The organism is Arthrobacter sp. UYEF20, assembly GCF_040546335.1.
Classification (GTDB): Bacteria; Actinomycetota; Actinomycetes; order Actinomycetales; family Micrococcaceae; genus Arthrobacter.
The window spans coordinates 39654-59930 of the sequence record NZ_JBEPNP010000023.1; the positions used below are offsets into that span (position 1 = coordinate 39654).

Below are 20277 nucleotides of genomic sequence, written 5' to 3' on the forward strand. Positions count from 1 at the left end.
ACTAGGCTGCCGTTTTGGCGGGCAGGGTGAGGGCGCGTCGCATTTCGGGCGGGGTCAGGTCGGCGCCGAAGATTTCCGACCCGGGCTGGAGCGGTGCGCTGGCGGCGAGGGAGCCGGCGATGACCGATTCGAAGCCGAGGTCGTCGATAAAGCGGGCGACCGCATTGACCGCTTCCGGGTCGTCTCCGGCGATTGCGAGGGCGACCCGGCCGGGGCTGTCTGCGGGGCGGGCGAGCTCCTCGATCTCGTGGTAGCCGATGTGGTTGAGCGTCTTGACCAGCCGGGCCGACGCGGGCAGGCCGTTAGCCACGATCAGGCTGGATGGGCGTTCGTCCTCGAACTCGGGGAGCGTGCCGTCCACGGGTGGCCAGTAGTTCATGACATCGATCACGACCCGGCCCGCGAGGGCATCCGGCGGAAGGGTACGCCAGGAGCGCAGCGGGACAGCGAGTACGACGATGTCCGCGCCCTCGGCAACCTGCTCGCTGTCGACCGCGACGGCCCCGCTGAGGTTGCCGGTGACCAGGGCTGTGCGCTCCGCGGAACCGGAAGTCGCGATGCGAACCCCGTAACCGGCAGCCAGTGCACGGCGGGCGATCGCGGTACCGGACTTGCCTGCGCCGATGATACCGATGGTGTGGCGCGGCGGTGAGGTTCCGGTCATCGGGCGGCCTCCAGGTCCGGCTTGCCGGCATGGGTCGGATCGGCAATGGACTGCTTGGTGGTGGGCTGCTCGCGGCGTGCCACTTCGGCCCGCACGATGGGCGCGACTTCGGTGCCGAGTAGTTCGATGGCGCGCAGGATGTCGCGGTGGGGGACGGATCCGACTCCCAGCTGCAACATGGTGCGCTGGTGCCCGAGTATGGCTGCAGTCATTCTTGGCATTGACCTGCCTCAATTCTTCAGCTCATCCAAGTGGTCCGAGTGATGCCCGATGCCGGACCTCTCGTTGCAACAGGGACCTGTCTTGAGTGGGGTGTGGCGGCTGACTCCCCGCGGCACAGTTCCATTTATGTTCGGGAGTGGTTACGCAGCTTCCCCATATGTTCCCAGCTCCGTTCGGCGGCCGCGATGCTTTGGTTCGAGCGTGCCCGGTCCAGCGAGGCGAGTTCCACAGTGACGCCGTGGACGACTGCGAGGGCGTGCTTCACCCCGCCGGCCGTTCGGTCCTGAACACTGTGGGCAGCCCTGTTCAAACCCATCATGGTTACCCTCCCGGCCTGTGGATCTTTTGACCAGCCTGCGCCGCGGCTTCCGGCCGGGAAACGCTGCGAAGGTCTCAAACGAACGTTTGTGAGCGATCAGTTCTCCGCCATGACCCGCGACGGGCCAAGGAAATCCGCGGTCACGTGGGCATGGTGTTCCAGCAGTTCAATCTCTTCCCGCACTTGACCGCGCTCGGCAACGTCACCCTGGCTCTGGTCAAGGCGCGCAAGATGCCGGCCACTGCGGCCAAAGCCAAAGCCATGCAAGCGCTGGAACACGTGGGACTGACGGAAAGAGCGGGCAACTACCCCTCCCAGCTCTCCGGTGGCCAGCAGCAGCGCGTCGCAATCGCACGCGCCCTCGCAGTGGAGCCCAGCATCATGTTCTTTGACGAAGCCACCTCTGCCCTCGATCCCGAGCTGGTCGGTGAAGTCACCAGCGTGATGCGGACACTCGCCAGCGAAGGAATGACCATGGTCGTGGTGACCCACGAAATGAGCTTCGCGCGGCAGACGGCGGACCGTGTGGTCTTCATGGACCAGGGCGTCATCGCCGAACAAGGCACTCCGGAAGAGGTCTTCGGTAATCCTCGCAACGACCGCACCAAGCAGTTCCTGCACCGGGTCCTTGAGGTCTGAGCAGCCGTGGAGCAAGCCGTCGCCGGGTGCGGACCCGTTGTACAAGTCCGCACCCGGCAGCGGCCGGAACCCGGCCCCTGCCGGAATGCAGGTCTTTGCGGGGGAAGTATTTTCGCCCGTCATGGTGCTCCAAGAAGCCGCTCTTGAACACAACCTGGGCGCCGTGGCCGAATACTGTTCTGATCACCGCATTGATATCGCGTTTCATGGCAAGACGTCCCTGTCGCCGGCGCTGACCGCCGCACCTGGACAAGGTGGCCGCCGAGGCACGGTGCGGATGGCCTCCAGGGTGGGTGCCACCATGCCGGAGTACTGCACGGCGGTGGGGAATGCCATGATGGCGTACTGTCCCGATGAAGTGGTGGCCACGGTACTGGCCGGGGAGCTCAGGCCGTTCACGGACAGGACCATCACGGATCCGGAGCTGCTCCGGGCTGAATTCACTGCCATCCGGCGCCACGGCTGCTCCGTTGGCGACCGTGAAAACGAGCCGGAAGTGCGCTGCGTGGCGGCTCCGATATTTGGCAGCGACGATCACGTGGTGGCTGCCCTGAGCGTTTCCTCACTGTCTTCAGGGATGACCGCCAAGCGGGTCAGCGAAGTGGGGGCTGTGGACACAGAAGCCAGCCTGCGGATCTCCGCGGAGCTCGTCTCGCGGGGGGCCAGCGCCGGGCTTGCGGAGCTCGGACTGGGCCGGGCATGAACCCCGCTGCCGAGTACTTCCGCGCCAAGCTGCACTTCGAGATCGACGTGATGGACGTTGCGGACAGCCTGCCGGGCGGCGGCATGGTGCTGGTGGACACCCGGCGCAGGGTCTCCTGGGAGCACGGCCACATCCAGGGAGCCCTCCACTTGCCCACGGCGCACATCCCGGAGCAGGCCCAGGGCCTGATTCCGGCCGGCACCAACGTGGTGGTCTACTCGTGGGGTCCGGGCTGCAACGGCAGCACCTTCGCCGCCTTGGCTTTCGCTGAGCTCGGGTACCCGGTGCGGGAGATGACCGGCGGCATTGAGTATTGGGCCAGAAACGGCTTGCCGGTTGAAACGGCAGATGGCGTCAGCGCCGGGACGGCAGACAGGCTGGTGACTGCCCATCTGCCGGCCGCCCCGGAACTGACGCCGCCGGCGTCCTAATTCCTTGCGGTGGAGACCTACGCGGTGATCGCCAGCGCGTCGATTTCCACGAGCATCACTTCGTGCGGCAGGTCCACGAACACCGTGGTGCGGCTGGGAAGGGCGCCGCTGGGGACGTTTTCGCGGATGAACTCGCCGTAGACGTCGTTCATGGCGGCGAAGTCATCGCGGGTGGTCAGGTAGACGCGGAACATCAGCACGTCTTCCACCGAGGAGCCGCCGGCTTCCAGGATGGCCTTGACGTTTTCCAGCGTGCGGCGGGTCTGGACGCGGACGTCGCCTTCGCCGATGTACTGGTTGGTGGCGGGGTCCATGGGGCCCTGCCCGGAGACTTGGAAGAAGCCGCCCTTCTGGATGCCCTGCGAGAAAACGTGCGCCGGGGCGGGGGCGTTCTCGGTCAGTACTACTGTCTTTTCACTCATGGGGTGGTCCTTTCGTGGTTGATCCAGCCGAGGTCATGCGAGATGGCATCGGTGCTGGCTTTGAGTCCGGGGAGCAGGCCCAGCAGGCCTTCGTAGCTGAGCATGACCACCGGCACCGAGCAGGAGGCGGCAGCTACCACTGCGCCGCTGGCATCCCTGATGGGTGCCGCGACGCAGTGCACAAAGGCCTCATGTTCGGCGTTGTCCTGGGCCCAACCCTGTGCCTTGACCTGCTCCAGTTCGGCGAGCAGGGCCTCGGGTGAGGTCAGGGTGTTGTCCGTGACCTTGATGTAGTCAAGGCCGGCGGCGATCCGTTCCTGCCGGCTGCGCGGCATGTCGGCGAGGAGCACCTTGGCGACGGCGGCCGAGTGCAGGGCCGCGGTGAGCCCGATCCGGGAGTACATCCTGACCGGGTGGTGGGATTCGAACTTGTCGATGTACACCACTTCGTTGCCTTCGAAGGCAGCCAGGTGGATGGTGTGCCCGGTGAGGGCGTTGAGTTCGGCCAGGTGCGGGCGGGCCACGGCGCGGATGTCCCGCTGTTCCAGGGCCAGCGACGAAAGTTCGAACAGCTTGGAGCCGAGCCGGAACCGTTGCTGCTCGTCACGGACCACGAACCTCTTCTCCTCGAGGGCATGCAGCAGGCGCATCACGGTGGTCTTGTGGACCGAGGCCTTGGACGCGAGTTCGTCCAGGGTTGCGGGCTGCCCGGCCAGTGCATCCAACAGGTCCAGGGCCCGCAGCAGGCTTTGGCTCATGATGCCGCCGGCCCGCGTGTCCCGGCCTCCAGGCCGGTCGGGAGGCCGGGGGCGCTGAACTGTCCGCGTGAAACATGCGTTCCGGCCCACTGGGCATCGCTGCTGTCCAGGATGGCGGACATCAGCCCGGCTTCGGGCAGCGGGCCGCGGTCACCCTGGACGGTGAGGGTGCAGGCGGCGCTGACGTGGCCCCTGCGGAGACTTGCTTTGTGATTGAGTCCGAACAGCATGCCACTTAGGTATCCGGCGGCGAAGGAGTCGCCGGCTCCCACAGGTTCCAGCACGTCCACGGACAGTGCGGGAACTTCCTCGCGGGTGCCGTCCCGGCCCAGGGCTATGGCGCTGATGGCCTCGTTCTTGATGACCAGCACCTCCGGGGCCGGAAGCAGGCGGCGGAGCTCTGCTTCGTCGGTGGTGCCGAAGGCATGCCCGGCCTCGTCCTTGCCCACCAGGACGACGTCGGCCCGGTTGGCCAGGTCCCGCAGAACGGAGCTCTCCTGTCCCGCCCACAACGGGGCGCGCCAGTTGACGTCGAAGCTGATGATCCGTCCCTGCCGGGGTGCGTCAAGGATGGATTCGATGAGGGCCAGGCAGCCTGCCGACAGCGCCGCGGTAATGCCGCTGAGGTGGATGAGGCTTGCCTTCTCCAGCAGCCCGGCGACGGCCGGGTTCTCCAGTGTTGCCGGCCCCATGGCCGAGGCGGCGGAGCCCTGGCGGTAGTAGAGGACTGAACTGCCGGCGTCGGGATCCGGCTCCTGGGCCGGGATCTTGACATACACGCCGGTGGGAAGCCGGGGGTCCGCTTCGACTCCGGTGACGCCCACGCCGTGGCTGCGCAGCTCGTTCAGAATGCGGGTGCCGAAGCCGTCATGGCCTACCCGGCCCACCCAGTGGGAATCCAGCCCCATGGCCGCGAACCCCATGGCGACGTTTGATTCGGCGCCCCCGACGCCGACGTGCAGCTGGGTGGCTTCGTGCAGGGGCACGTCCTGGGGCGGGGTGAGCACGGCCATTGTCTCGCCAATACATACGGCTGAAAGCATGTAAGTCCTGCACTCCCTCTTGCGCTTTGCAGCGGCACTCAGCAAGCCGTGGAGCGGAACTGTCCGACGGCGGAAGGGGCGGCCGAGGCGTGCGTTCAGCCTTGACTCCCGTCCCTGCACCATGTTAGACATATCATCAACAGGTTTGCAACACGCGTTGCAAAATACGCAACGCAGGACTTATTGTGCGCTCCTGAAGGGAACGAACTCGTGACTACACCCACCACCGGCGCTGGCGCTGGCGCTGAAGCCATCGCGGCACACACCGTGGCACAGCTGGACAACGTCCTGCTAGATTGGCGGCACAAGGCTGTCCCCGCCACGGCAGCCGGACTCACGGCACGCGACTTCGCAGCAGCGCGCCACGGACTGGGCGACCTCCAGACACCCCTGCTCACACTGGATGCAGGGGCGCTGCGCAACAACATGGACCGCCTTGCCGCCTGGTGCGACGAGCACGGGGTGCTGCTGGCCCCCCACGGCAAAACCACCATGGCCCCGCAGCTGTGGGCCGAACAGCTCAAGCGCGGAGCCTGGGGAATCACCGTGGCCAACTATGCGCAGCTTCGAGTGGCGCGCGAATTCGGCGTGCAACGGCTGCAGCTGGCCAACAGCCTCACCGATCCCCATGCCATCGAGTGGGTGGCCGCCGTGTCCAGTCCGGACCGGCCGATCCTGTCGTGGGTGGATTCCACGGCCACGATCGACGGAATCGGGCGCGCCCTGGAAGCTGCCGGCAGCAGTACCGTGCTGGATGTGCTCGTGGAACTCGGCGGTACCGGTGGCCGTACCGGCGCCCGCGGCGTGGACACCGCCCTGGACGTCGCCCGGGCCGTTGCGGCATCGCCGTTCCTGCGCCTGGTGGGTGTCAGCGGCTATGAAGGCTCGCTGGCACACACGGCGGATCCGGACAGCCTCGCCGCCGTGCGCGGCTACCTCGGGCAGATGAAGCAGCTCCACGAGAACCTGCTGGCCGGCGGCCTCTACGCCCCCGGTGCCTCCATCATTCTGACCGCCGGCGGCAGCGCCTACTTCGACGACGTCGTCGACGTGCTCTCTCCGTGCATTTCCGCCGGCGCGGCGGACGGCGGGCGCGCCGTCGAGCTGATGATCCGCAGCGGCGCGTACATCATCCACGACGACGGCTTCTACCGCGGGATCTCGCCGTTTTCCCGCGACGGCGGCGAGCCCTTTGCCGCAGGCATGCACGGATGGGCCCGCGTCGTGTCCCAGCCCGAGCCGGGCCTGGCCATCCTCGACGCCGGCAAGCGCGACCTGCCGGTGGACGAGGGCTTGCCGCAGCCCCAGCTGATCGGCCCGGCCCTGGGCGGCCCCATGCAGCCGCTGGCCGGAGCCAGCATCACCGCGGTCAATGACCAGCACTCCTTCATGACGTTCGACGCCGGCACCACCACCGTCCGCCCGGGGGACGTGGTGCGCCTGGGCCTCTCGCACCCGTGCACGGCCTTCGACAAGTGGACGCTCATCCCGGTGCTGGCCGACACGGAACGTGACCAGACCGTCGTCGACCTCATCCACACCTTCTTCTAGGCGGACCGGATGAAAACCCTCATCAGCAACGCCGTCCTGGTGGACGGCACCGGGGATCCCCGGCGGCCGGCGGACGTTCTCCTCGACGGCACCGTGATCGCTGAGCTCGCTCCTGCCGGTTCCCTCACGCCGGAAGGCACCCGCGCGGACCGGACGATCGACGCCACCGGTCTGGTGCTCAGCCCCGGCTTCATCGACATGCACGCGCACTCGGACCTGCAGCTCCTCATCACGCCGGACCACTACGCCAAGCTCAGCCAGGGCGTGACCACGGAACTCCTGGGCCAGGACGGCCTGTCCTACGCGCCGGTGGATGACGCCACCCTGGCCGGGGTCCGGCAGAAGATTGCCGGCTGGAACGACAATCCCGAAGACTTCGACTTTTCCTGGCGGACCGTGGGCGAGTACCTGGACCGCCTCGATACCGCCGACGGGGGCGGCCGGATCGCCACCAACGCCGCCTACCTCGTGCCGCAGGGCACTGTCCGGGCCATGGTGATGGGCTTCGCCGAAGGTGTTGCCACGCCGGAGCAGCTGGAACAGATGCAGACCGTGGTCCGGACCTCCATGGAGGAGGGCGCGGTGGGCATGTCCTCCGGCCTGACCTACACGCCGGGAATGTACGCCAGCACGGAGGAACTGGCGGAGCTCTGCCGGACGGTCGGCGAGCTGGGCGGCTTCTACGCGCCGCACCACCGCTCCTACGGCAAGGGAGCCCTGGACGCCTACGCGGAGATGATCGGCCTGAGCCGGGACACCGGCTGCGCCCTGCACCTGTCCCATGCCACCATGAACTTCGCGGAAAACAAGGGCCGGGCAGGCGAGCTGCTGGACCTGATCGATGAAGCGCTGGACGACGGCGTGGACATCACCCTGGACACCTACCCGTACCTGCCCGGCGCCACTACCCTCTCCGCCATCCTGCCGAGCTGGGCGTCCTCCGGCGGCACTGATGCGACGCTCGACCGGCTGGCCGATCCGGCCACCGTGGACCGGATCCGGGAGAGCGTGGAAATCTACGGATCGGACGGCTGCCACGGAGTGGTGGCCGAATGGGACACCCTGGAAATCAGCGGCGTGCAGAACCCGGCGCTCACCGGCCACGTGGGCAGGACCATTGCCGGCATCGCCGCGGAAACCGGAGCCGCGCCGTTTGATGTCTTCGTGGAGATCCTGCGCGAAGACCGCCTGGGCACCGGCATCCTGCAGCACGTCGGCCACGAGGAAAACGTGCAGACCATCATGAAGCATCGCAGCCACACCGGCGGCAGCGATGGCATCCTGGTGGGCGCCAAGCCGCACCCGCGGTCCTGGGGAACATTCACCCGCTATCTGGGCCACTACTGCCGGGACCTGGGCCTGCTCACCCTCGAGGAAACCGTCCACCATCTCACCGGCCGCCCCGCAGCCCGGCTCAAGCTGCACCGGCGCGGACTGGTCCGCGAGGGCTACGCGGCAGACCTGGTGCTCTTCGATCCGGACACCCTCCGGGATGAAGCCACGTTCGACAACCCCCGCCAGGCGTCCGCCGGCATCCACTATGTGTTCGTCAACGGCACGGCAGCGATCGCCGGCGGGCAGCCCACCGGTGCCCGTGCCGGCCGTGCCCTGCGCCGGCAGCGCGACGGACGCACCCAGGAAGGAAGCACCGAAACCCATGACTCCTGAAGATTTCATTCTGCAGCTCGAAGTCGACCGCACCCTGGCGGTGGTCCGGGCCCCGGCCATCCCTGACGCCGCGGAGCTCTGCCAGGCACTGGCCAACGGCGGCATCCGCACCGTGGAGCTGACCTTCACCACCCCGGACGTGCTCCGGCACGTCCAGCGGGCGGCGGAGACCGCCGCACAGCACGGCGCCGCGGTCGGCGTCGGCACGGTGCTGACCGGCGACCAGGCCCGGGCGGCCATCGACGCTGGCGCGCAGTTCCTGGTGACCCCGGGCCTGCGCCCGGACGTCGCGGCCGTTGCCGCGGCGGCCGGCATCCCCTTCAGCCTGGGCGCCATGACACCCACCGAAGTGGCGCAGGCCTTGGACCTGGGCTCCTCGGTGGTCAAGATCTTCCCCGCCAGGCAGCTTGGCCCGGCCTACCTCAAGGATCTCCAGGGGCCCTACCCCGGAATCCGGCTTCTTCCCTCCGGCGGCATCGACGCAGCCAACGCCAGGAGCTATCTCGACGCCGGAGCCACGGCCGTCTGCTGCGGAACCAGCGTTGTACCCCCCGCAGCGGTGGCAGCCGGCGATTGGGCCGATATTTCGGCCAGGGCCGCCGCCTTCACCAGCGTCCTCGACTAAACCCTCTCCCGAAAGAACCCCCATGAACGAGTTTCTGAACTGGCTGCGGCACGACACCGCCGGCCTGCTCCTCCTGGCAGGGGTGGGCATCGCCCTCCTGCTGTTCCTGATCATCAAGGTCAAGGTCGAACCCTTCATTGCCCTGGTGGGCACCGGCGTGATCGTTGCACTCGCTGGCGGCGTCTCCGTGGAGGCTCTGGTGGGCTCGGCCACCAAGAGCAGCGACGCCCTGATTGAGAAGGGCTTCGCCGGCATCCTGGGCCACATCACCGTGATCATCGGCCTCGGAACGGTGCTGGGCGCCATCCTGGAACGGTCCGGCGGCGCGGAGGTACTGCTGGGGCGCCTGGTGAAGATCTTCGGCGAAAAGGGCACCCCGCTGGCCATGGGCATCACCGGCTTTGTGCTGGGCATCCCGGTGTTCTTCGACATCGGCATCTTTGTCCTGGCGCCGCTGGTGTACGTGGCAGCGATCCGCGGCGGAAAGTCACTGGTGCTCTATGCACTTCCGCTGCTGGCCGGCTTGTCCGTGACGCACGCGTTCCTTCCGCCGCACCCAGGACCCGTTGCTGCTGCCGGCCTGTTCCATGTGGACCTCGGCTGGATCATTCTCATGGGCCTGGTCTGCGGCATTCCGGCGTGGTTCGCCTCCGGCATCCTTTGGGGCACCTGGATCGGCAAGCGCGTCATGGTCACGGTTCCCGAGGATCGGATCGTCGCCGAATCCGAGGAGGCCAAAGGGCACGAACCGTCCATCGGCCTGGTGCTGCTGGCAATCGGCCTACCGATGATCCTCATTCTGGGCGGCACTTTCGGCAACATCTTCTCGCCCGAAGGCCCCATCCGCTCCACCCTGCAGTTCTTCGGCAACCCGGCCATTGCATTGACTGTAGCCGTCCTGTTGGCCATGTGGCTGCTGGGCACCCGACGCGGCATGACTTCCGCAGAGTTGAGCGAAATCACCTCCTCATCTCTTCGGCCCGTCGGGATGATCCTGCTGGTAGTGGGTGCCGGTGCGTTCTTCGGGGCCGTGCTCTCGGCCACCGGCGTGGGCACCGCAGTGGCGGGCTCTCTGTCCCAGGCCGGACTGCCGATCATCGTCTCCGCGTTCGTGATCAGCGCCGGCATGCGCATCGCCCAGGGCTCGGCCACGGTGGCCATCGTCACCACCGGCGGAATCCTGGCCCCGAGCCTGACCACCGGCGCCTTCTCCCAGCCCCAGCTGGCCCTCATTGTTGTGGCCATCTCCTCGGGTTCCATCATTGCCAGCCACGTGAACGACGGCGGCTTCTGGATCATTTCCAAGTACTTCAACATGTCCGTCAAGGACACCCTGAAGACCTGGACCGTCCTGGAAACCGTACTGTCCGTGGTCGGCTTCGGCATGGCAGCGCTGCTCTACCAGTTCGTCTAGCAGTTCATCGAACTTTGTTGGCCATCGGCAGACCGAAGCGGTATCTGCCGCAGATCGGCTGGCACCCGATTTGTCCGGCGAAGGCCAGCATGGCGTGGCGGGCCAGATCGACTATGTCCAGTCTGTGGTGAAGTACTGCGCAGGTGGAGAAAGGACAGCGCTCGTTGAGTTTCTTGTTCCCGCGCCGGCTGGTGTGTTCACCGTCCGGCAGCACGATCCCGGCCGCCCTGGTGCCCGCAACGCCACGGATCCTGTCGCGTTCACCGGCAACGACCTCAGAGCTCCACCAACGGACACGGTGCCAGCTTAAATGAGACAGGGGACACGATCCCGCAGGCTGCCATGTCTAATGAGATTTTTGCCAACAAGACTGAGACAGGACAGAAAAAACCGCGCCAATTGGCCCCTGCATCAACGAGCGGCTGGCAGGCCTGCGCGATGCGCTCATCCGTGTCTCGCATGCGCCGACGGCTTACGCCAGCGGCGGCGTCCGTGGGGGAGCTGTTCGGCGAGAACCTGTCGCCTCAAACGCGGCGGCCAGTGTCAGCAGTGAGGTGTCGTCGTAGGCCCGCCCCGCGATGGTGAGCCCGACGGGCATGCGGATATCGGACAGGGTTCCCATCGGCACGGTGACGGTCGGGATGCCCAGGTGACGCGGCACCAGGTTGCCGTTGGCGACCCACACACCGTTGCGCCAGCCGAGATCTGCCGAAGCCTCGTTTACGTCCATGTCCGACGGCCCGACGTCGGCGGAAGCGGGGAACAGCACAGCATCCAGTCCTAGTTTGTCCATCCACTCCTCCAGGTCCACGCGGCGGGTCTCCTCCAGGCCTCGTAGCCCGCCTTCAAGATGCGGGATCTCGGTGAGCGATGAAACGCCGTGCTCGCGGACGTGCGCTGGGAACTCGGCGATGTCGTCGTCGAATCCGGTATAGCGGTCCGGGAGTGCTCCTTCCGCGTGGGGGAAGATCGTGCCGCCGTCAACGGCAGCCAAGCTGTTCAGTGCCGGGTCGCCGTTGGCTGCGAGGAAGTCGTCCCAGGCCCAGGCCGAGAGATCCATGATTTCCCGCTGCAGGTATTCCGGGCTCACCAGGCCGCGCGTGGCGATGGTTGGTGCGCCGGGGCGGTCTCCTTCATAGTTGGAAACCACAGGAAAATCGACCAGTACAACCTCGGCGCCGGCCGCCTCAAGAGCGCGCCGTGCCGCAGCCCACAGTTCCATCACCGAGTCGCGCGTTTGGATGCGCTGGCCGGTGGATCCGCCGATACCGGGCTTCTCGCTGCTGCCGGCGTCGGGATCCGCGTTGACGTACATGCGGGGCACTCCCAAGCGCTTGCCCTTCAAAGCCGCCCGGGCGGCGTCGGCATCTTCTGGCGCCAGCGCAGGGTAGGAGGCCGGGCGGAGCGAGGAAGCGGCCGGGATCTCAACCCACGGCTGCACCCGCCAAAAATCGCCTCGCGTTTCGGCGTCGTCCGCCACTATCACATCCAGCACTTCCAGCAGGTCCGCCATGGAACGCGTGTGCGGCACCACCACGTCCATGGTCGGCACCAGCGGCCAGTTGCCGCGCACCGAGATGACCCCGCGCGACGGCGTGTACGCGCACAGCGCGTTGTTCGACGCCGGTGCCCGCCCGCTGGACCACGTCTCCTCCCCGAGGCCGAATGCCGCGAAGCTTGCCGCCGTCGCGCTACCCGAGCCGTTGGAGGAGCCGGAGCCGAAGGCCGCGGTGAGAAAATCGGCGTTGTAGGGGCTCTCGGCGCGGCCGTAGACCCCGCGCTGCATGCCGCCGTTGGCCATGGGTGGCATATTCGTGAGGCCGATCAGCACCGCGCCTGACGCCCGCAGGCGTTCAATGGTGAACGCGTCGCGGTGTGCCGCGAGGTGCTCGAAGGCAGGAGAACCGGCGGCGGCAGTGAGGCCCTTCGCCAGATAGCTGTCCTTGGCCGTGTACGGGATGCCGTCCAGCGGGCCGAGCGTCGTGCCCCTGGCCCGCCGCTCGTCAGATGCCCGGGCGTCCGCCAAAGCATCGTGGTTCATGACGACGAGCGCGTTCAGCTTAATGCCGTTGCGGTCGTAGGCTTCGATGCGGTCAAGGTAGGCCTGCGTGAGTTCCTCACTGCTGACCTGTCCGGATTCCAAGGCGGCTCGCAGCTGGGCGATGGACGCCTCGACGACGTCGAATCCCGTCATCACGCCACCGTCGGCTCGAGCTTGGGCTGCTGCTGGGTGATGCAGTGGATGCCCCCACCACGGGCCAGAATCGGGCGGGCGTCCACGGTGACCACTCGGCGGCCAGGGTAGGCCTCCCCGAGGATTTCCGCGGCCATCGCGTCCGCCCGCGCTTCGCCGTAGCCGCAGGCGATCACACCGCCGTTGACCACAAGATGGTTGACGTGGCTCCAATCCACGTAGCCCTCCTCGTCGCGCAGTGTCTCCGGAGCCGGCATCTGGACAATCTCAAAGGGCCTGCCTGCGGCGTCCGTCTGGGTTTCGAAGAACGCTTGCAGTGTGCGGCTGACCTCGTAATCGGGATGCTCGGGATTCGTCTGGGTATGCAGCAGGACCTGGCCGGGGGAGGACAGGGTGGCCACCATGTCGATGTGGCCGCGGGTGCCCAGATCCTCGTAGTCGCGGGTCAGGCCGCGCGGCACCCAGACGGTCTTGCTGGCACCGATGGTGCGTGCCAGCTCCGCCTCGACGCGGGCTTTGTCCGAGTACGGGTTCCGGCCCGGGTCCAGCTGCACGGTTTCGGTCACGAGCACGGTGCCCTCGCCGTCGACGTGGATGGCACCGCCCTCGTTGACCAGCAGCGAGCTCACGAGCTCCGCACCGGACTTTTCGGCCACGAAGCGGGCTATCTCGGCGCTCTTCTCCCATTCGGACCATTTGGGTGCACCCCAGCCGTTGAAGACCCAGTCCACCGCGCCGAGCACGCCGGGACGTTCGTCGTCGACGACGAAGCTCGGTCCGACGTCGCGCATCCAGAACTCGTCAAGGGGGGCCTCAAGCTGCTCGATGCCGCTGCCGAGCAGGCGGCGGGCGCGCTGCCGCTCGCTCGGGTCCACCACCATGGTGACCGGCTCGAACTCGGCAACCGCGAGTGCGACGGCAGTCCAGGCCCTGTACGCTTCCTCGGCTGAACCGGCGTCCTCGCCAAGGGTCAGGCCGGTGCGGGGGAACGCCATCCAGGTGCGCTCGTGGGGTGCGGTTTCGGCTGGCATTCTCCAAGCCATGGAGGACTCCTCTGTTGTTCGTGGGGTGGATGTGCAGACATCCTCGCCGGGGCGCACTGCCGCTGTGATTGCGGCTCCCAAGCGCGCGTCCCAGCGTTGTTGATCGCCCGATCAATAATTGCTGAGAACTTACTTTAGACTGTTCTGTGATGTCAAGTTCCCCCCAGAAACGCGCTGTCCGGAAGGCGCCGGCAGAGCGCGCCGCCGAAATCGCCGAAGCCGCCCGGGAACTCGCCCTTGAGCGGGGGCTTCCGGCGATCACGCTACGCCGTGTGGCGGCGCGGGCCGGCGTGGCCTCAGGTCTGGTGGCGCACTACCAGCCCAATATGGACGCGCTGGTGGCGGCCACCTTCACCGCGATCGTCGCGGCCGAGACAGATGAGGTGGCGGGTATGCTGGACCGCCTTCCGTCCCCGCTGGATCGGCTTGCGTTTCTCCTGGACACCCTGCTGGACGGCAGCCGCCTCGACGTAACGGCGATCTGGGTGGATGCGTGGACTCTGGGGCGCCGGAACGAGGCCCTCGCCGTGTGCGTCCGTGAGCGAATGGATGCATGGCAGGGGGTGCTGCAGGGCGTCGTCGAGGCTGGCATTGCGGCGGGGGAGTTCGAGACTTCAGACACCGCGTCCGTCGCCTGGCAGATCCTGGGGATGATCGACGGGTTGAACGCCCAGTCGCTGGTGCGCTGGGACGGCGTCAACGACCGCGGCACGCACCTGGCCCGCGCTGTCGAAGGCATGGTGGGCGCCGCGCGCGGTTCGCTGCGGCAGCAGCGTTCTCCCGAGGGCTGACGCCCTTCCGCCTTAGCCTCCTTGGCCGTCTCATTGGGCGAACTGCACGCCAGTGCCGTCGAAGCGGCGGTGCACCGCAGAATGTCGGAGAATCACGTTCGGCAGTCGCGCTGTTCCGTGTAGCCGAAGGGGACGAGCTCGCTCAGCCCGACGCGGCAGAGCCTGTCGTCGAGGCGGGTCACCAGGATGCCGTGGGTGGCAAGCCGGACCGCGACTTCCGTCATTTGTTCCACGGCGGCATTGAGGCCGCGGTCCATCGACTCGCGGTCCTGGGCCACGACATCAATGCTCAGCGTGGTTTCGGCATCGGCTATGAGGTTCACGGCGCCGCCTCGCAGACCGGTTTGGCAGAATAGCCGTCCGCTTTTTGATAGAGCGCCCGCCCTTCCACGCCATGGCCTTCGAGCCAGAGGGCACCGGCAGCCTGGGCGACGTCGTCCACGTAGCCGGTCCGGATGAGGTGCCCGTTCTTCCACACCTGCACCGGCCGGCCGATCAGGTTGTTCCACTCGTGCTCTGTGCCGCCGTTCATGATGTCGCCTTTCTTGGAGCGATACGTAGGTTTTCAGTGCTAGGACAAGCACGATGATGCCTGTCTCCGGGGCGTGGGCGCGCCTTGCAGCCAACGCATTGTCGCCGTTGATGGGGCTCTGGCTCTGACGGAAAGACCGCGACGCCGCTTGCGGGTGCCGTCATGAGAGCAGCGTCACAGTAAATGAATAGCATTCATTATTGGCTGAGAACCATAGGATTGTCAACCGGAGTGTGTGCAGAAACGCCGCAGATCAGGTACGGCTGGAGGACGAGGCATAACGGCAAGGGCACTTTTGACGCCGCGCATGTCCGCAGAGCCGCGTCCAGAGCAGGGCCTATGCGGGGGCACAGGGGACGAATTCCCAACGTTTGAACATTTTCGAGGTCTTCATGAACGGGACGGGTTCTCGAACCATATGAGGGGTCGCTGGTGTATTCGAGCTTCTCAGGGGTTTCCCGACCCCGGGTCAGCATGCCCGACCGACACCCAAGAACGGAGATGACCGCGCTTTCCCCTATTCCCGCAGGTTACTGCCGCAGTGCCCCGAGTCCAGAGATCAGCGCCTCGAGCCCGAGCGTGAACGCCACATTGGCCGGATTCGCGTGGCCCTGCGTGGCCAGGCTGCGCACCGCGCCGGTGAAGCTTGGGGTCGCCTCGGCCATGGAGCCGGAGTCAAAGATGTCCGCGGGCGCGGTCACGTCGTAGGCCGAGCCGAAGATAAACGACTCCAGTGCCACGATGGAGGAGACGATCCGCCCTGCCGGGAAGCCTGCGTCGCGGAAGCCTGCGCTCACGGTCTCGTACATCGCGAGTGTTTGCGGGGCATCGGTTACGGGCAGTACGGCGATGACCGGAATCAGCGGGGTGTGCCGCGAAAACACGTCGCGGTAGCTCCACGCCCATTTCCGCACAGCTTCCTCCCAGGGCCCGGAGCTGAAGGCTGAGACATCAACTAGTGCGGTGAGGTGGTCCTCCACGAGGAGTAGCACGTCGCGTTTGGATTCCACATGGTTATAAAGGGCCGACGGCGCCACGTTCAGTGAGCGGGCCAGCGCGGCCATCGTGAGGCCGTCATAGCCCTTCCTTTCAATGAGCTGCAATGCGGCGGCGGTGAGGCCCGCCTTGTCAAGGACCGCCGCCACTGGCCGGCCCGCGCGGCGTTTCCCCCCGGCCTCGGCTTTCGGCGCCCGCTGGGCAACGTCACGCTGGGCAACGTCACGCTGGGCGGCATCCGCCGGGGCAGCGCCTCCCGGAGTGTTACCGAGGGTGGTGCTTCCGGAGGCGGCGGGTACTGCCGGCATAGCTGGCCTTTCTGCGGGCGGTCTCCACCAGTATTCCATCAGCATCTTCCGGTACTCCGGCAAAACAGCCGGGACCTTCCCCGCAATATATGAATAACCTTGCTTCCCCCTTGCGTAGGTGGTGGTGCAGACCCCATACTAAATGAATTCCGTTCATTTTGTGATCCACGACTCACCTGGCAATCACGCTTGAACTGACAAAACTGGATCCGCCGAAAACGTGCCCAGGTCCGGGAATCGGGTCCATCTGCTGGATCCCGGACGCGGCCGCGGCGGAGGCATCCGCTGCACCACCCAGCAGGAACCGCTGCTGGATTCACCGCCTGCCTAGAAAGGCCCGATCATGAGTCGAATGACCAGCCAAGATCAGCCGTGGGACGCTCCCGTCGCGGACCAGTCCACGCCGGACCGGCGTGGACTGGCGGGGCGCCACCATCAGCCCGAGCCGCACGACCCGGCCGACACCAAACACGGCATCACGGGGAAGGGACTCAAGGGTGGCCAACTGGGTCTGCTCGCCGTCGTCGTGCTGGGCATCTCCTCGGTGGCGCCCGCCTACAGCCTGACCAGCTCGCTGGGCCCAACCGTCAACGCTGTCGGCCTGCAACTGCCGGCCATCTTCATCATCGCGTTCATCCCCATGATCCTGGTGGCCTTCGCCTACCGCGAACTGAACGCCGATTCACCGGACAGCGGCACCACCTTCACCTGGACCACCAAGGCCTTCGGCCCGTTCGTCGGCTGGATGGGCGGCTGGGGACTGCTGGCGGCGAACATCATTGTGCTCTCCAACCTGGCCGGCGTCGCGGTGGACTTCTTCTACCTCTTCCTGGCTCAGGTGTTCAACGATCCCGCGCTGGCTGACCTGACCGGCAACAAGGCGCTGAACATCGCCACGTGTCTGGCCTTCGTGGCGCTGGCGGTCTGGGTCAGCTACCGCGGCCTGCACGCGACCAAGCTGGTGCAGTACTCCATGGTGGGCTTCCAGGTGCTGGTGCTGGGCCTGTTCATTGTCATGGCCCTCACGCACGCGGTCTCCGGCGACACCCCCACGGCCATCAGCTTCAGCTGGGACTGGTTCAATCCGGCCAAGATCTCCGGGTTCGACCAGTTTGCCGCCGGCATGTCCCTGGCGGTCTTCGTGTACTGGGGCTGGGACGTGTGCCTGACGGTCAACGAGGAGACCAAGGGCGGCAAGGGCACCGCCGGCAAGGCCGGCACGACGACGGCCGTCGCCGTCCTCGGCCTGTACATCGCCGTGATCGTGGCCACCATGATGGTGGCCGGCACCGGCGCCGACGGCATCGGACTGAACAACCCGGACAACCAGTCGAACGCCTTCGCCGCCCTCGCCTCTCCGGTGATGGGCCCGCTGGCCATCCTGATGTCCCTGGCCGTGCTGTCCGGCACCGCATCGTCCCTGCAGTCCACCATGGCATCCCCCGCGCGCAGCCTGCTGGCCATGGGCCACTACGGGGCCCTGCCGCCGCGCTTTGCGACGGTCAGCAAGCGCTTCGGCTCGCCGGGCTATGCCACGATCATGGCCGGCGCCATCTCCGGCGGGTTCTACGCGATCATGAAGGTGGTCAGCGAGAACGTCCTCAATGACACCATCCTGGCGCTGGGGCTCATGATCTGCTTCTACTACGCCCTCACGGCGTTCGCCTGCACGTGGTACTTCCGGCACAGCCTGTTCTCCAGCGTCCGCAACTTCTTCATGCGGCTGCTGTTCCCGGTGCTGGGCGGCCTGGTCCTCACCGTGGTGTTCTTCCAGACGGCGGTGGACAGCTGGGCCCCCGAGTTCGGCAGCGGCTCTGAGCTGTTCGGGATCGGGCTGGTGTTCCTGATCGGGATTGGTCTGCTGGCGTTGGGCCTGGTGGTCATGGCCATCACGTACTTGCGCCGGCCGGGCTTCTTCCGGGGCGAAACGCTGCGCAAGGACACCCCGGCGCTGGTGGTCCCGGAGTAGGCCGGCCCCCACCCGACGGATCCTTGGATGCTGTTCCGCAATTAAGAGGCGTCGAAAGTTCGACATAGTCAAACAGTCTTGAGGCGGCAACAATGGCCTGGCTTTGGCCATGCCGCGGCTGGTCCCCGGCCAGTGTGTCGTAGATTTCCATGGCGTGGGTGAAGTGGTTGAACTGGTCGTACCAGCGCCAGTTGATGACGCTGGAGATGTGGAATGCCGTGCGAACGAGGGAGTGGCCATGCCGGGGGATGAGGTTCCTGAGGTGATGTCCGGAAGGCCATCATCGAGAACTGGTCCAAGACCCGGCATTCACCTCACAGCTGTTGGTGCCGGTGTAAAGAGGCACTCGAATCAGTGTTTTCCCGGAGAGTCTTTGGCTAGGCAGAGGCGATAGCTTCCTTGAGAGCCCCCAGCACCAGAGTCACTGACGCGGCATTTGCGTTGGGGCCCATCATCCCGATCCGCCAGACGCTGGAAGCATAGCTGCCCGCTCCAGAGCCAATCTCGATGCTGAAATGCTCCAGAAGATAACGCCGTACGGCCGCTGAGTCGACACCGTCTGGGACCTTGACGGTGGTAAGGCTGGGCAGCCGGTGGCCCTCGGCCGCGAACAGCTCAAGACCCATCTCCTGGAGCCCCGCCTGCAACGCAGCCCCTGCCGCGCGGTGGCGCGCCTGGACCGCATCCAGTCCCTCGGCCAGGATCCTGCGCAAGCCCGCCTCGAGGCCGGCGATCATGGTAACCGGCGCCGTGTGATGGTACGTCCGACCGCTGCCGCTGGCGGCCCCGACGTAACCGCCCAACAGGCCGATATCCAAGTACCAGGAGCGGGGATTCTCAATCCTTCGCTCGAAGGCTCTACCCGACACCGTGAAGGGCGATAACCCCGGCGGCACGCCGAGGCATTTCTGAGTGCAGGCGTAGCCGACGTCGATTCCCCAGTCGTCCGCAAGGAGTTCCAGCCCGCCGATGGACGTCACGGCGTCTACTATGAGCAGCGCATCTCCCTTGTTCTGCCCGAGCGATGCGACGTCGGACAGTACTCCAGTTGAGGTTTCGGCGTGGACGGCCGCAATCACCTTCGGCCGCGGGTGAGCCGTCAGAACGCGTTCGACGTCGATGGGCGTGCCCCAGTCATGGTCTACACGAACCACGGTCGCGCCGCAGCGGCGGGCCACCTCACACATGCGCTCACCGAACAGGCCGTTGACGGCGATCACTGCCACATCGCCGTCAGCCACTGTGTTCACGAAAGCCGCCTCCATGCCGCCGGAACCGGTGGCGCTCAACGGCAGCGTGCAGGCATTCTTAGTCCCCCAGACCGTGCGGAGGCCCTCGCAGGTGTTGTCCAGCCGTTCGATGAAGACCGGATCCAGGTGCCCAATCACCGGATGCGCCAACGCGGCGGTCACTTCCGGGTAGCAGTTGCTCGGTCCCGGACCGAACAGGAACCGGGAGGTCAAAATGTCTGGCACTGGAACTCCTTCGTTGCGGCTGACCTGCCAGCTGCCCGGCTCAACCCACTACCCGAATAGAGGTCGATGAAATTTCCGCGCAGGATCTTGATGATGTCATTCTCGTCCCACCCCGCGCCATCAGCTCACGCGTGATGTTGGGAAAACCGTCGTAGCCGATGCGAATCGGCCCAGGCGCGCAGGCTGTACTCTCTGCAGCCGGAGCGGCGGAAGTGGGCCGGTTGAGCAGTTGAGCCGGGACACGGTACAAGGATCCGGAGAATTTGAAGCACCATCAGCCGTATTTGGCAGATTTCATAACGCCGACAACCGGCGTTCTGTCGCGTTGCTTAACCAAATCTTGGGGTACGCCGTCTTGCATGTCCGGTCTCAACATAGTTGTCAGTTTTCTCATTGAATCGGTCAGCCTACGTGTCCTGTCTCATCTAAAGTGACGCAATCTCAACTTAGTTGAAGCATTAGGGCACTTCGTCTCAAGATAGGTACTACAGTCTCGACAAGCGGTTGCAA

The 20277-nt window shown here is 66.2% G+C and carries 21 protein-coding genes; 9 read left to right on the forward strand and 12 right to left on the reverse strand.

The window, feature by feature from the left end; translation table 11 throughout:
* Position 1 precedes the first annotated feature (1 nt).
* The 3 genes from ABIB26_RS19930 to ABIB26_RS19940 all read right to left on the reverse strand — a co-directional run bounded on the left by ABIB26_RS19930 (position 2) and on the right by ABIB26_RS19940 (position 1205).
* Positions 2 to 664 (reverse strand): NADPH-dependent F420 reductase, encoded by a 663-nt coding sequence (locus ABIB26_RS19930; protein WP_354247147.1) that lies wholly within the window; start codon positions 662 to 664, stop codon positions 2 to 4.
* Complete coding sequence (locus ABIB26_RS19935) at positions 661 to 876, reverse strand: hypothetical protein (protein WP_354247149.1); 216 nt, start codon at positions 874 to 876, stop codon at positions 661 to 663. Before ABIB26_RS19935 ends, ABIB26_RS19930 begins: the two co-directional genes overlap by 4 nt.
* 134 nt (positions 877 to 1010) lie before the next feature.
* Positions 1011 to 1205 (reverse strand): hypothetical protein, encoded by a 195-nt coding sequence (locus ABIB26_RS19940; RefSeq protein ID WP_354247152.1) that lies wholly within the window; start codon positions 1203 to 1205, stop codon positions 1011 to 1013.
* Positions 1206 to 1268: 63 nt separating this feature from the next.
* On the opposite strand from ABIB26_RS19940, the gene ABIB26_RS19945 reads away from it, so the two are divergent.
* The 3 genes from ABIB26_RS19945 to ABIB26_RS19955 all read left to right on the forward strand — a co-directional run bounded on the left by ABIB26_RS19945 (position 1269) and on the right by ABIB26_RS19955 (position 2978).
* Positions 1269 to 1844, forward strand: a complete 576-nt coding sequence (locus tag ABIB26_RS19945; protein ID WP_354247211.1) for an amino acid ABC transporter ATP-binding protein — start codon at positions 1269 to 1271, stop codon at positions 1842 to 1844.
* Positions 1845 to 1965: 121 nt separating this feature from the next.
* Positions 1966 to 2547, forward strand: a complete 582-nt coding sequence (locus ABIB26_RS19950) for an IclR family transcriptional regulator domain-containing protein (protein ID WP_354247154.1) — start codon at positions 1966 to 1968, stop codon at positions 2545 to 2547.
* The gene (locus ABIB26_RS19955; RefSeq protein ID WP_354247157.1) at positions 2544 to 2978 is read left to right on the forward strand and encodes a rhodanese-like domain-containing protein; all 435 of its coding nucleotides are present in this window, start codon (positions 2544 to 2546) and stop codon (positions 2976 to 2978) included. The genes ABIB26_RS19950 and ABIB26_RS19955 overlap by 4 nt, the downstream gene beginning before the upstream one ends.
* Positions 2979 to 2995: 17 nt before the next feature.
* Here the strand turns inward: ABIB26_RS19955 and ABIB26_RS19960 are convergent, their stop codons facing one another.
* Genes ABIB26_RS19960 through ABIB26_RS19970 form a run of 3 tightly spaced genes read right to left on the reverse strand, consistent with a single transcriptional unit; the run spans position 2996 to position 5201 of the window.
* Entirely contained in the window at positions 2996 to 3400 is a 405-nt protein-coding gene (locus ABIB26_RS19960) for a RidA family protein (protein WP_354247160.1), read from the reverse strand.
* On the reverse strand, positions 3397 to 4158 hold the full coding sequence (locus ABIB26_RS19965; protein ID WP_354247163.1) for an IclR family transcriptional regulator: 762 nt from the start codon (positions 4156 to 4158) through the stop codon (positions 3397 to 3399). Before ABIB26_RS19965 ends, ABIB26_RS19960 begins: the two co-directional genes overlap by 4 nt.
* Positions 4155 to 5201, reverse strand: a complete 1047-nt coding sequence (locus ABIB26_RS19970) for a sugar kinase (RefSeq protein ID WP_354247165.1) — start codon at positions 5199 to 5201, stop codon at positions 4155 to 4157. Before ABIB26_RS19970 ends, ABIB26_RS19965 begins: the two co-directional genes overlap by 4 nt.
* Positions 5202 to 5411: 210 nt before the next feature.
* On the opposite strand from ABIB26_RS19970, the gene ABIB26_RS19975 reads away from it, so the two are divergent.
* The 4 genes from ABIB26_RS19975 to ABIB26_RS19990 are packed head-to-tail and all read left to right on the forward strand — an operon-like array spanning position 5412 to position 10459.
* Positions 5412 to 6752 (forward strand): alanine racemase, encoded by a 1341-nt coding sequence (locus ABIB26_RS19975; RefSeq protein ID WP_354247168.1) that lies wholly within the window; start codon positions 5412 to 5414, stop codon positions 6750 to 6752.
* A 9-nt stretch (positions 6753 to 6761) separates the two neighbouring features.
* Positions 6762 to 8420, forward strand: a complete 1659-nt coding sequence (locus ABIB26_RS19980; protein ID WP_354247171.1) for an N-acyl-D-amino-acid deacylase family protein — start codon at positions 6762 to 6764, stop codon at positions 8418 to 8420.
* A complete protein-coding gene (locus ABIB26_RS19985; RefSeq protein ID WP_354247174.1) occupies positions 8410 to 9045 on the forward strand; it encodes a bifunctional 4-hydroxy-2-oxoglutarate aldolase/2-dehydro-3-deoxy-phosphogluconate aldolase in 636 nt (211 codons plus the stop codon). Before ABIB26_RS19980 ends, ABIB26_RS19985 begins: the two co-directional genes overlap by 11 nt.
* A 22-nt stretch (positions 9046 to 9067) precedes the next feature.
* Positions 9068 to 10459 (forward strand): GntP family permease, encoded by a 1392-nt coding sequence (locus ABIB26_RS19990; RefSeq protein ID WP_354247177.1) that lies wholly within the window; start codon positions 9068 to 9070, stop codon positions 10457 to 10459.
* 472 nt (positions 10460 to 10931) lie between these two features.
* Here ABIB26_RS19990 and ABIB26_RS19995 read toward each other — a convergent pair whose 3' ends face one another.
* Together ABIB26_RS19995 and ABIB26_RS20000 are read right to left on the reverse strand one after the other, a co-directional pair.
* The gene (locus tag ABIB26_RS19995; protein WP_354247180.1) at positions 10932 to 12653 is read right to left on the reverse strand and encodes an amidase; all 1722 of its coding nucleotides are present in this window, start codon (positions 12651 to 12653) and stop codon (positions 10932 to 10934) included.
* Positions 12653 to 13696 (reverse strand): agmatine deiminase family protein, encoded by a 1044-nt coding sequence (locus tag ABIB26_RS20000; RefSeq protein WP_354247183.1) that lies wholly within the window; start codon positions 13694 to 13696, stop codon positions 12653 to 12655. The genes ABIB26_RS19995 and ABIB26_RS20000 overlap by 1 nt, the downstream gene beginning before the upstream one ends.
* Positions 13697 to 13845: 149 nt before the next feature.
* Here ABIB26_RS20000 and ABIB26_RS20005 point away from each other — a divergent pair, with 149 nt between their 5' ends.
* Positions 13846 to 14487, forward strand: coding sequence for a TetR/AcrR family transcriptional regulator (locus tag ABIB26_RS20005; protein ID WP_354247186.1), 642 nt, complete (start codon positions 13846 to 13848; stop codon positions 14485 to 14487).
* 92 nt (positions 14488 to 14579) lie between these two features.
* Here ABIB26_RS20005 and ABIB26_RS20010 read toward each other — a convergent pair whose 3' ends face one another.
* From ABIB26_RS20010 to ABIB26_RS20020, 3 genes are all read right to left on the reverse strand, one after another.
* On the reverse strand, positions 14580 to 14810 hold the full coding sequence (locus ABIB26_RS20010) for a hypothetical protein (protein ID WP_354247188.1): 231 nt from the start codon (positions 14808 to 14810) through the stop codon (positions 14580 to 14582).
* Positions 14807 to 15019 carry a hypothetical protein gene (locus tag ABIB26_RS20015; RefSeq protein WP_354247191.1) on the reverse strand — a complete coding sequence of 71 codons (213 nt, stop codon included), beginning with the start codon at positions 15017 to 15019 and terminating at the stop codon, positions 14807 to 14809. The genes ABIB26_RS20010 and ABIB26_RS20015 overlap by 4 nt, the downstream gene beginning before the upstream one ends.
* Before the next feature lie 530 nt (positions 15020 to 15549).
* Positions 15550 to 16323: a TetR/AcrR family transcriptional regulator gene (locus tag ABIB26_RS20020; protein WP_354247194.1), complete on the reverse strand. Its 774-nt coding sequence runs from the start codon at positions 16321 to 16323 to the stop codon at positions 15550 to 15552.
* 352 nt (positions 16324 to 16675) lie between these two features.
* Between ABIB26_RS20020 and ABIB26_RS20025 the strand changes: the two genes are divergently transcribed.
* On the forward strand, positions 16676 to 18292 hold the full coding sequence (locus ABIB26_RS20025; RefSeq protein WP_354247197.1) for an APC family permease: 1617 nt from the start codon (positions 16676 to 16678) through the stop codon (positions 18290 to 18292).
* Between the two features lie 377 nt (positions 18293 to 18669).
* Here ABIB26_RS20025 and ABIB26_RS20030 read toward each other — a convergent pair whose 3' ends face one another.
* On the reverse strand, positions 18670 to 19767 hold the full coding sequence (locus ABIB26_RS20030) for a pyridoxal-phosphate-dependent aminotransferase family protein (RefSeq protein WP_354247200.1): 1098 nt from the start codon (positions 19765 to 19767) through the stop codon (positions 18670 to 18672).
* Positions 19768 to 20277 lie beyond the last annotated feature (510 nt).